The organism is Candidatus Omnitrophota bacterium (genome assembly GCA_018894435.1).
GTDB lineage: Bacteria > Omnitrophota > Gorgyraeia > JAHIPI01 > JAHIPI01 > JAHIPI01.
In genome coordinates this window covers 39,484-48,660 of the sequence record JAHIPI010000056.1, presented here as the reverse complement: position 1 = coordinate 48,660, position 9,177 = coordinate 39,484, and the positions used below count along the sequence as shown (strand labels likewise).

Sequence of the window (9,177 nt, the reverse complement as noted above, 5' to 3'; positions counted from 1 at the left end):
ATCTTTATCTCTAAGGAGCCATGCTATTTTGTCTGATTGCGGAGAGAGAACTGGATTATGTATATCATCAGCATTAATATTAATCATGTTGGTGCCATTTGCGTTAATCAGGTAATAATTTTCTTCCTTGACATCACAAAATAGTATTTTTCCCTTAAGATTACTTTTATCAAATTCATTTTCAAGGATTGGCAAAGGATGGGGCCGAAGTGTAAATATAGTAATGCCTAACGCAATAAGAATAAGTAGGATATATAACTTCGTACGTTTTTTCACTTAAATCGCTCCTTTGCTTTGGTGGCGCTTATGAGGTGTAGTGCCAATTATTTAAATAAATCAACAAGCCGTATGGCTTTCTCTCGAATAAGCTGATTGGTATTATTTGTATTAGCGGTGAATATGCGTAGTACTGTTTTTCTATCTCCTATTATAGAGAGTGTATCGAGTATAACACTCTTGGTGTAAGGATAATTTTCCATTTCTAATATTTCGAGGTATTTTTTAAGAATTGCATCGTTACCTATGCCTATACTGTCTTTAATAGCATCACCTAGTACAGTATCGTCAGTTTCATTAGTTACTATTTCCTGCAATACCTCTTCTTTCCGGTAATTTAATCTTTGCAAACTTATAATCGCTCGCCTCCTGATTGCCCCATTTTCATCTTTAAGCAGCTTGAAAAGCACAGGGTAAGCTGCTTCGCCTTCTACTTTACTTAAAAGAGCAATTGTACTTTCCCGGAAGGACCAATCCGAACCTTCAGGCCCCTTGAAATCTTCTATCATTTTAATTAAAATATCTCTCATTTTCATGCCGGTAATCTTTTCAATATCTTCTTGTAAACTTTTATCGGGAAGATCCCAGGCACGAAAACTGACTAACATTTTTTCGAATTCTATATCAACTTTAATCTTTCCAATATCATTTATATTTTTAGATTTTATAGATATTATTGCTGCACAGATTTGCTCATATGTTGCTCCACTTGCTCTTTTCTTCATTTCTTCCAAAATAGGTAATGCTTTCTCATCGCCGATATATCTTAAGGCCTTCGCCACTTCTTCTCGAATCATCCAATCAGGATCATCTTTGTATTTTAAAACAGTATCATAACCTTCTTTACTTCCTAATAAGCCCAAAGACCGCGCTGCATAAATACGGACTTTTTTATTTTCATCTTCAAGAGCTTTTATAAGAGAAGGTATTGCTCTTTCATCCTTTATTTTGCCCAGGGCTATTGCAGCTTCTTGACGTGACGCTACTTGGCTCACGTTAGAGTCCATATCCTGTAAACTCTGAATCAACGTGGGTACTGCTTCTTTGCTGTCAGTTTCGCCAAAAATACGGAAAATCGCTGCTTTTGGACTATCCTTTTTAGTATTTAAATACAATATTAGATCTTTTACAATATTATCTTCATGTAAAACCCGTAAAGCATATATAGCCTGCTGCCGCACCTGGGGTTCACTGTCATCTATCACTAATAATAAAGCCTTGGCTGCCTTTTTGCCGCCAATTATCCGCAACATCGATACAGCGCCTAATCTCTCTTGCCAATTTTCGCTTTTTAATTTTGCTTTTTGGATTTCAACTGCCTTTTCAACCACATTTTCATCCCTATTGCCGCTGATTATTAACGCTCTAATCGCCTGACTCCGTATCAGCTCATTTTCGTCATTCATCAATTTCAATAAGGCTTCTTGAGCAAATTTATTTTTTGTATACCCCAAAAAGCTTATTATCGTTCCTTTGTAACTAGGGTTAGCTTTATTCAACTCTTGTATAATTTCTTTTATATCATTTTCATTGGCCGTACTTGCAACATTTTCTATAGCCTTTGAATATGTCATCGAGTAGATTAAACTTAAATCTACACCATATTGCGATTGTCCTTTATATTTCGCGGTTATCCGCCCCAGAATATCATTTATTCTTTCAATTCGTTCTTTGACGCTTAAAGCATGTGTGCCAGTAGTTGGTTTATTTTCTGCTTTAATGGCAACACAAATCACCATAACTATTAAAAGCATAGTTACTAATATAATATTCCTTTTTTTCATTTAAACAACTCCTTTACTTTGGTACGGGTGAAATGTTTTATTCTATCATTTCGAAGGTACGGCATATTTCAAGTCGCTTACTGGATTTCCATTCATATCCGTAACCCTGAAATAAAATCCCCAGTCCTTTGTGTCCTCGCAAATCTTTACAAGAACCTGATTGCTACCTTCATTTAATTCTGCGTTAACCACAAACTGGTCTAATATCACCCAAAATCCGCTTCGCTGGTTACATATAACATTGCCATTAAGCCAAATTGTCATAGTATCCCAGCTTCCAACTTTGAATTGTACCTGCTTTTTTGCAGGAGAAACGATATCGATTAAGGCATATGCTACCGTCTTATCATTGTTGGGTGCAAAAATTTTATCTAAGTCCACATAGCCATATTCACCTTTATACGGCCTTGTCCAGCTTATTGTCATATCATTTTTGCCTTTATATGAAACCTTTATATCAATACCTTTCTCCGGCGGATAAGCTGTTTCAAACCCTTTGCCATCGTCATTCGCAAAAGGGCCTATTACTAGCCAATCTTTGATTAACTGTTTTTGATTTATAAGTTCCAATGTCTTAAGCCGCGTTTCCCCATGCTTATACCAGAAGAATTTTTTATCTCTATTTTTGTCATTAACCAGATCGCTATAGCACTTGGCGGCATTTTTATAATCGCCTTTACGCTCATACGCATAGCCAAGATGTAAAAGTATATCGACATCATCATTTTTATGATCCAATGCCCTTTTGTACCATTCTATGGCTTTATCCGTTCCTTTCGGAGTACCATAAAAATATACATCTCCGATAGTACAATAAATATCTGGGCGATCAGGGGCAACCTTTGAGAGTTCCGTTAAAACTTCTGACGCTTCAGATGCTCGCGACTGTTCAATCATTTTCTTTGACAGGTATAATCCCGTAGCGATAACTTCCTGTTTTTTATAAATCTTTTCGTCATCGGATAAACTTTTATACTCAAGCACCATTTTTTCGTATGTTTTTTTTATCCTATCAACATCTGTGGACTTAAAATGGAAACTCTGTTTCGGCGGCGGAAATGCTACTATGGGTTTTTTATCCGGATGATCTATGTTCCATAACTTCGCCAAGGCTTCATTCTTGTAATATTCATCGTCTGTTGTTGCAACCACTTCCTGCAACACCTCTTTTGCATTAACAAAGTCTTTAATATAGTAGTAACATTCCCCCATCTCTAGTTTGCGCCTTATCGGGTCATAAACTCCTAAGTCTATCGCTTTCTTGTAAAAAGGGATCGCCTCTTTCCACATATGAAAAACACACTTATATGTTTCAGCGATTTCTCTAGCATTATCTCCATCCTGGATCTCGTAGCGGCTCAATAACTCAGTAAGCGTTGCCAGCGCTTCTTCTTCTTTATGTTTCGCGCTATACTGCCGTACTATATCAAGATAATAGCGTATGTTATCTGTATTCTCAGGATCCAGTTCGATCATCTTTTTATAACACCAAATCTGTTTTTCAGGATTACTCGTCCAGGCATACACTTTACTAAAGTATATCGACTTATAAATTTCAAGTTCATTCGGCATAAGTTCCAGCAATTTTTCGTAACATTCCGCTGCTGACGTATATTTCTCCTGACTCATGTAAGCTGCGGCTAAAATAACATATAAAAATGCATTACTTGGCTCAGCCTCAATTCTCTTTTGCAAAGCGCTGATTAATAACTCCGATTTACCGTTGGCTTTGCTTAGTTCTATTATGCTTTTCGGGCTGTGGGAATAAGAATATCGCTCTGATTTTCTCATGGGTTCTACCGTTACATCGATTGCGCCATCGTAATTTCCCTGGCTAATATATATTTTTAAATAATCACTGCGATATCTATCTTTGACGTCTCGATCGGGATATTTCTTATTTAATTCGTCAAAAATTGAATTTGCCTTATCAACCTCGCCGTTCTTAAGATAACAAACCGCTAAATCCTCTGATATACTGTATGAATTAAAATAATTTTGTACGTTCGATTTGGACAGTTCTAAGAATAGTTCAGCAGCTTTTGCATAGTTAGAAGCATCTAAATACGAATTTGCTGCCATTTTTAATACACCTACTCTTAATGAACTATATTTATCGCTTGCCGAAATGTTTTGCAACGCTAGTTCATAATAGTGGGCGGCATTATCCATGTCCTTTTTTGCTTCATAGGCACCTGCGATTAATATATAAGCATAGACATTATTTTCGGATTCTTCGGATTTTTTCTGTAAAAAAGCTAGCCAATCGTCTGTTCTATTATGAGCTATATAATATTTTCCGACTTCGACTTGAATTCCCGTTCCCCTATGATAAAGGAAAGTATGCCCATGTTTATTCATGCTAATAGCGCACAAATCAAAAACTTCCGCATCTGCTTTCCGATTAACCAAAATATTCGCGAGACGCAACATATAGTCGGTGTCCCCGGTCTCATTTACTATTTCCCTATAAATTTTTTCGGCTTCTTCGGGTTTATTTAAATTTTCGTATATAGAAGCTATTTTGCCTTTTATTGAACGCCGGCTAGTATAACGCTGGTTTTTATCAAGTGCTAGTATCTTATTATAACAACCAAGTGCCTCTTCGTATTTTTTGCGATCTAGTAGTATACCGGCGATTTTTTCGTATAAAGGGATAAGTTCTTCATCCGGTTCTTTGTTTTCGATTATTAATGAAATTACTTTTTTGTATGCCTCTACTGCATCGTCATATTTCCTGCGTTTTTCATAAATTTCAGCAATGCTTCGCCATGCAGACTCATTCGAAGGATCTAATTCTGCGGCTTTCTTATATGCCAATAACGCCTCATCTTGCTTGTCTTGTATTAAATAAATTTCGCCAATTGTATACTGCGCTTTTGCCGCTATTTCTGTCTTAGGATAGTCATTTATTATCTTGGTAAGCTCCTCTAGAGCGATTTTATATTCTTTGTCACGAAAATGTTTCACGGCAATATAATATTGCTCCTGCGCATCTGCGTTATCTTTAGATGATGGGGAACTTTCAGCAAAGATAATTGTAGTTACCAAAACTATCCCTAGAAAAATAAGGATAGAAAATATATTATTTTTCCTTATCATATAACATGTCCTTTCAGTTAAAATAGCGGCTTAATATGACGCATCATAAGGATTGGTATATCTACCGTCAGAATAAAAGTCATAAAGAATTGATTTCTTTCCCGCGGGAGGAAGGGCTATTTCCCATATTACCGTGTTACCGCTTTCTTTTATGGGTTTCACGCTATACTCGATATCCGAAGTATATGGATATTTCATATCAAAAATCTTTACGGCTACGTCTTCTTTGCTAATATTTCCTATATTTAACGATACTTCATGACGGTTTTTATTCTGGCTTCTATCTTCAACGGTAGTCAAGTTTATATCTTTACTGACTTTGATGGCATCCGCGCCGGAAAAAGTGATATGCGCCAATTCGCCCGGAGACGTTAGGAGAATATTATCTTTCCCTAGATATGTACCGTTTTGATAGACGTCCACCCCGCCTTTAGCTAATGTCTGCGCGGTCGTATTCTTTATTTCATAGTGAATATCTACCCTCTGCCCAAAAAGAGTCACCCAGACAAACTCTTTTCTGTATTTTAAATCTGCGCTTAATATCTCGATAGATGTTGTCCCAATGTCTAAATTACGCTTACCTACTTCGTACTTACAGCCAACATTAATACGTGGAGAAGGTGCTTGGCGAATCGGGGTATCTAACGTAATATCATATATAATAGCTACCTCGGCCGGCAGGCGTCGGTCATAGTAAGGGTTATCTTGCCATTGCTTACTATCACCAGCAGTTAGGCCTATCTTTACCTCTTTAAATGGCATAACTGTGTTGGTAATAAGCGCACTGTAAACTAGCATAGAGTTTTCTTTATTTGACAAATTTAGATCATAAATCGGAGACCAACTGATCCCGCTAACCGAATATTCCAAGGTAACCTCTCTTTGACCTTTAATATCCGTTTTCCAGCTTATTATGTTCTCCTGAGAAGGTTGGGGAGAAGGTGTTGTCGGCGTTTTTTGGGGAGATAAATCACTGCGAACAGAACTTTCTGGTGCTCTTCCGTACATAATCGTAGGCGGTGGGAAATTCTCAATATTTGATGAATTAAATGATTTAACCCTTTTCCCGCCATCAAGAATAATTAATGTTCTTAATATGGTCTCTTTGGGTAATTCTACTTGTACCGTGTCTTGCGCATCTATCTTCGCGATATCCTTAACAATGGCGAAACCGCTTTCATGGATCATCATCTCTTTTGGCTGACTAACATAATTTGGCGTATTAACTTCTTCTGCCATGCCAACTGTAAAAATTGGAGAAATTATAAAATTTATCACTCCTAATATTAAACAGTATCTAAGAAATTTTGTTAACATTTTTGCCCCTTTCGGTAAGGATTTTATGAGTATTAGAACCTTAAGGATGATTCCTGTATACTTGGAATCACCCTTAATTCTGCTTTAATTTGTGCCTCCTGTCAGTAACTCCGCGATTTCGACAAGTCTGATGAACTCTGCGCGGTAGCCATATGTATCCTTACCGATAGATGTTTTGGCACGTTCCATAACATCCTTATAAGACGAATCTCCCTTATACTGTGAATCTCTTAGGATTAACCCAAATTCGGCAACTGCCGTGGCAAAATTCATGTTCTCTGACATGGCCTTCACTGGCGTATCTGAAAGCTCCTTCGTGATCAGCTTGCTCACGTCTTCGTCCGGCTCTTTGTATCGCAGTTTCACCGTCATGAGCTCTTTGCTCGGCTTTGTAGTAACTTGCTGATATTTTAGGTCATCAACGTTCGCAAATTCTTCCTTTGAATCGGCAAGAACGACTTCATATAAAGCAGTCACGGAATGGCCCGCGCCGATTTCGCCGGCGTCTTTTTTATCGTCATTGAAATCTTCCTTCTTAAGCATCCTATTTTCGTAGCCGATCAGGCGATACGCCTTTATCTTTGTGGGATTGAATTCTACCTGGATCTTCACGTCTTTGGCTATTGTTAATAATGTACCGCTCAGTCCACTCACGAAAACTTTCTTCGCCTCCAGCAAATTGTCTATATAGGCGATTGTGCCATTACCCTTATCGGCAAGCTGCTCCATCTTGGCGTCTTTGTAATTGCCCATACCGAAACCAAGAACGGTCAGGAATATACCGTCGTTCCTTTTTTCTTCTATCATCCTTATGAGCTCGCCGTCACTTGATATACCCACGTTGAAATCACCGTCCGTGGCAAGAATAATACGGTTATTGCCGTCTTTCATGAGATTCTTTTTTGCGATTTCATAGGCAAGCTTTATGCCTTCTCCTCCGGCAGTCGAGCCGCCGGCTTTAAGGTTATCTATCGCCTGAAGTATTACCTGCTTCTGGTCTCCCGAAGTGGAATCAAGCACGAGCCCCGATGAACCCGCGTAAACAACCATAGAAATTCTATCCTGCGGCCTGAGCTGGTCTACTAGCAGCTTGAACGCGGATTTCAAAAGCGGCAGTTTATTTGGAGTATTCATCGAACCGGAGACGTCTATAAGGAATACAAGGTTACTCGGCGGCAAATTTGCTGTCTCAACATTTTTCCCTTGTAAGCCTATAAGCACTAACTGATGATCCTTATTCCACGGGCAGCCTGCTACTTCGGTCGTAACCGAGAACGGTTCGTCTCCCTTTGGCTGTGGATAGTCATAGCTGAAGTAATTTATCATCTCCTCAATTCGTACGGCATCTTTCGGCGGAAGCTGGTTACTATTAAGGAACCTGCGGATGTTGGAGTAGGATGCAGTGTCCACATCTATAGAGAACGTCGACAAAGGATTATCCTTTGCCATAAGAAACTCGTTATCGTAGATGCGGTTATACTGCTCTGTATTAAATTCGCCTACCTGCTGATACTGGTCCCACCCCCCGGTAACTGTGCCTTCATAATCATAACCAAGTCTTTCTTCTTTTGCCACGAAAGACTTTAAGTCGGTCCTAGCCAATATGGGAGCTTGTGCCGCCAGGCTGATTTTATCGGTCAAGGTTTTTTCTTGCTCTTTTGTTTTTGTCGCAGCAGCCTGCTTGTTTTCCAGGGCTATTCTTGTCAAAGCGGTATTGAAATACCCACTTTTAAGAAGCAAACCTGCAAAAGCCACAAGCAGTATACTGGTCAGAACCCCTACGGGGATCCATCTAGTCATAGTTTTTGTTTTCATTTCAGTCGCACCTCTTTCCCTAGCCCCTCCGGCGATCTCTTCCTTAACTGCATGCTCGAAAAACGCTCCAGGCTCAGGCGCCTGCCATTTTCTGACTGCGTCTTGTACCAGCCTCAGCTGCTTGAGCTCCTGAGTACATGAGGAGCAGGTCTTGATATGTTCCTCAAGGTTCCGCCTATCTTGCTCCGGAAGCTGGTTGTCGATATAGCTGCTCAATTCTTTCTGAAAACGGCATTTATTCATTGTAAACCTCCCTCTATATAGGGAAGAAGTTTCTCTTTAAGGCGCTGCCTTGCCCGATATATTAAGGTTTTGATTGTGCCTTCGGGTTTTTTTAGGATTTTCGCTATTTCAGCGTAATCCAGATTTTCATACTCACGCAGAATGATCGCTTCTTTTTGGAGAAAAGGCAGGGACTGTATGCATTTTTTAATTGTTTCCTGCAGATCGTTCTGCGTTGCTACTTCAAGCGGAGAAGGGTCCGGGCTTTCAACTTCTATGTCTTCCTCTTGTAATCCATGGCGTTTCGGCCAACTGATAAGCCACTTAGCTTTGCGAAACCTGTCAACGAAGACATTGTGCGCAATGCCGAATATCCATGTAGAGAACTTGCCTGTAGGCCTGTAGGCGGCGCGGTATTGATGAACCCGCAAAAAGACCTCCTGCGCAATATCCTTTGCTTCTGCCTCATTCCGGCTGAGGCGGAAAGCAAATTGATAAACCGGCCTTTTGTAGCGGATCAATAATTCGTCCATAGCCGACACGTCTCCATCCTGGTATTTCAGCATTACAGCTTCGTCACCAAGCTTCTGCATACGCTCTCAAGCCCTTTGCCTTTCTCCGTAGAGTATAACGTGCGAGAACAGAAAAAGTTTCACAATTT

6 protein-coding genes are annotated in these 9,177 nt (G+C 39.4%); all 6 read right to left on the bottom strand.

Translation table 11 applies throughout. From position 1 onward, the window contains the following. Positions 1-276: hypothetical protein (locus KKI13_04335; GenBank protein ID MBU4488276.1), on the bottom strand; the 276-nt coding region annotated here is incomplete at its 3' end. A gap of 47 nt (positions 277-323) precedes the next feature. Then, the gene (locus KKI13_04330) at positions 324-2,060 is read right to left on the bottom strand and encodes a HEAT repeat domain-containing protein (GenBank protein ID MBU4488275.1); all 1,737 of its coding nucleotides are present in this window, start codon (positions 2,058-2,060) and stop codon (positions 324-326) included. Between the two features lie 45 nt (positions 2,061-2,105). Further along, entirely contained in the window at positions 2,106-5,162 is a 3,057-nt protein-coding gene (locus KKI13_04325) for a tetratricopeptide repeat protein (protein MBU4488274.1), read from the bottom strand. Between the two features lie 30 nt (positions 5,163-5,192). Further along, a complete protein-coding gene (locus KKI13_04320; protein ID MBU4488273.1) occupies positions 5,193-6,440 on the bottom strand; it encodes a DUF4139 domain-containing protein in 1,248 nt (415 codons plus the stop codon). A gap of 123 nt (positions 6,441-6,563) precedes the next feature. Then, complete coding sequence (locus KKI13_04315; GenBank protein ID MBU4488272.1) at positions 6,564-8,537, bottom strand: von Willebrand factor type A domain-containing protein; 1,974 nt, start codon at positions 8,535-8,537, stop codon at positions 6,564-6,566. Further along, positions 8,534-9,109 carry an RNA polymerase sigma factor gene (locus KKI13_04310; protein MBU4488271.1) on the bottom strand — a complete coding sequence of 192 codons (576 nt, stop codon included), beginning with the start codon at positions 9,107-9,109 and terminating at the stop codon, positions 8,534-8,536. The genes KKI13_04315 and KKI13_04310 overlap by 4 nt, the downstream gene beginning before the upstream one ends. Between the last annotated feature and the right edge of the window lie 68 nt (positions 9,110-9,177).

Coding starts and splice junctions, on each gene's coding strand:
- KKI13_04325 (MBU4488274.1), bottom strand. CDS start 5,162: ATGATAAGGAAAAATAATATATTTTCTATCCTTATTTTTCTAGGGATA.
- KKI13_04310 (MBU4488271.1), bottom strand. CDS start 9,109: ATGCAGAAGCTTGGTGACGAAGCTGTAATGCTGAAATACCAGGATGGA.
- KKI13_04330 (MBU4488275.1), bottom strand. CDS start 2,060: ATGAAAAAAAGGAATATTATATTAGTAACTATGCTTTTAATAGTTATG.
- KKI13_04315 (MBU4488272.1), bottom strand. CDS start 8,537: ATGAATAAATGCCGTTTTCAGAAAGAATTGAGCAGCTATATCGACAAC.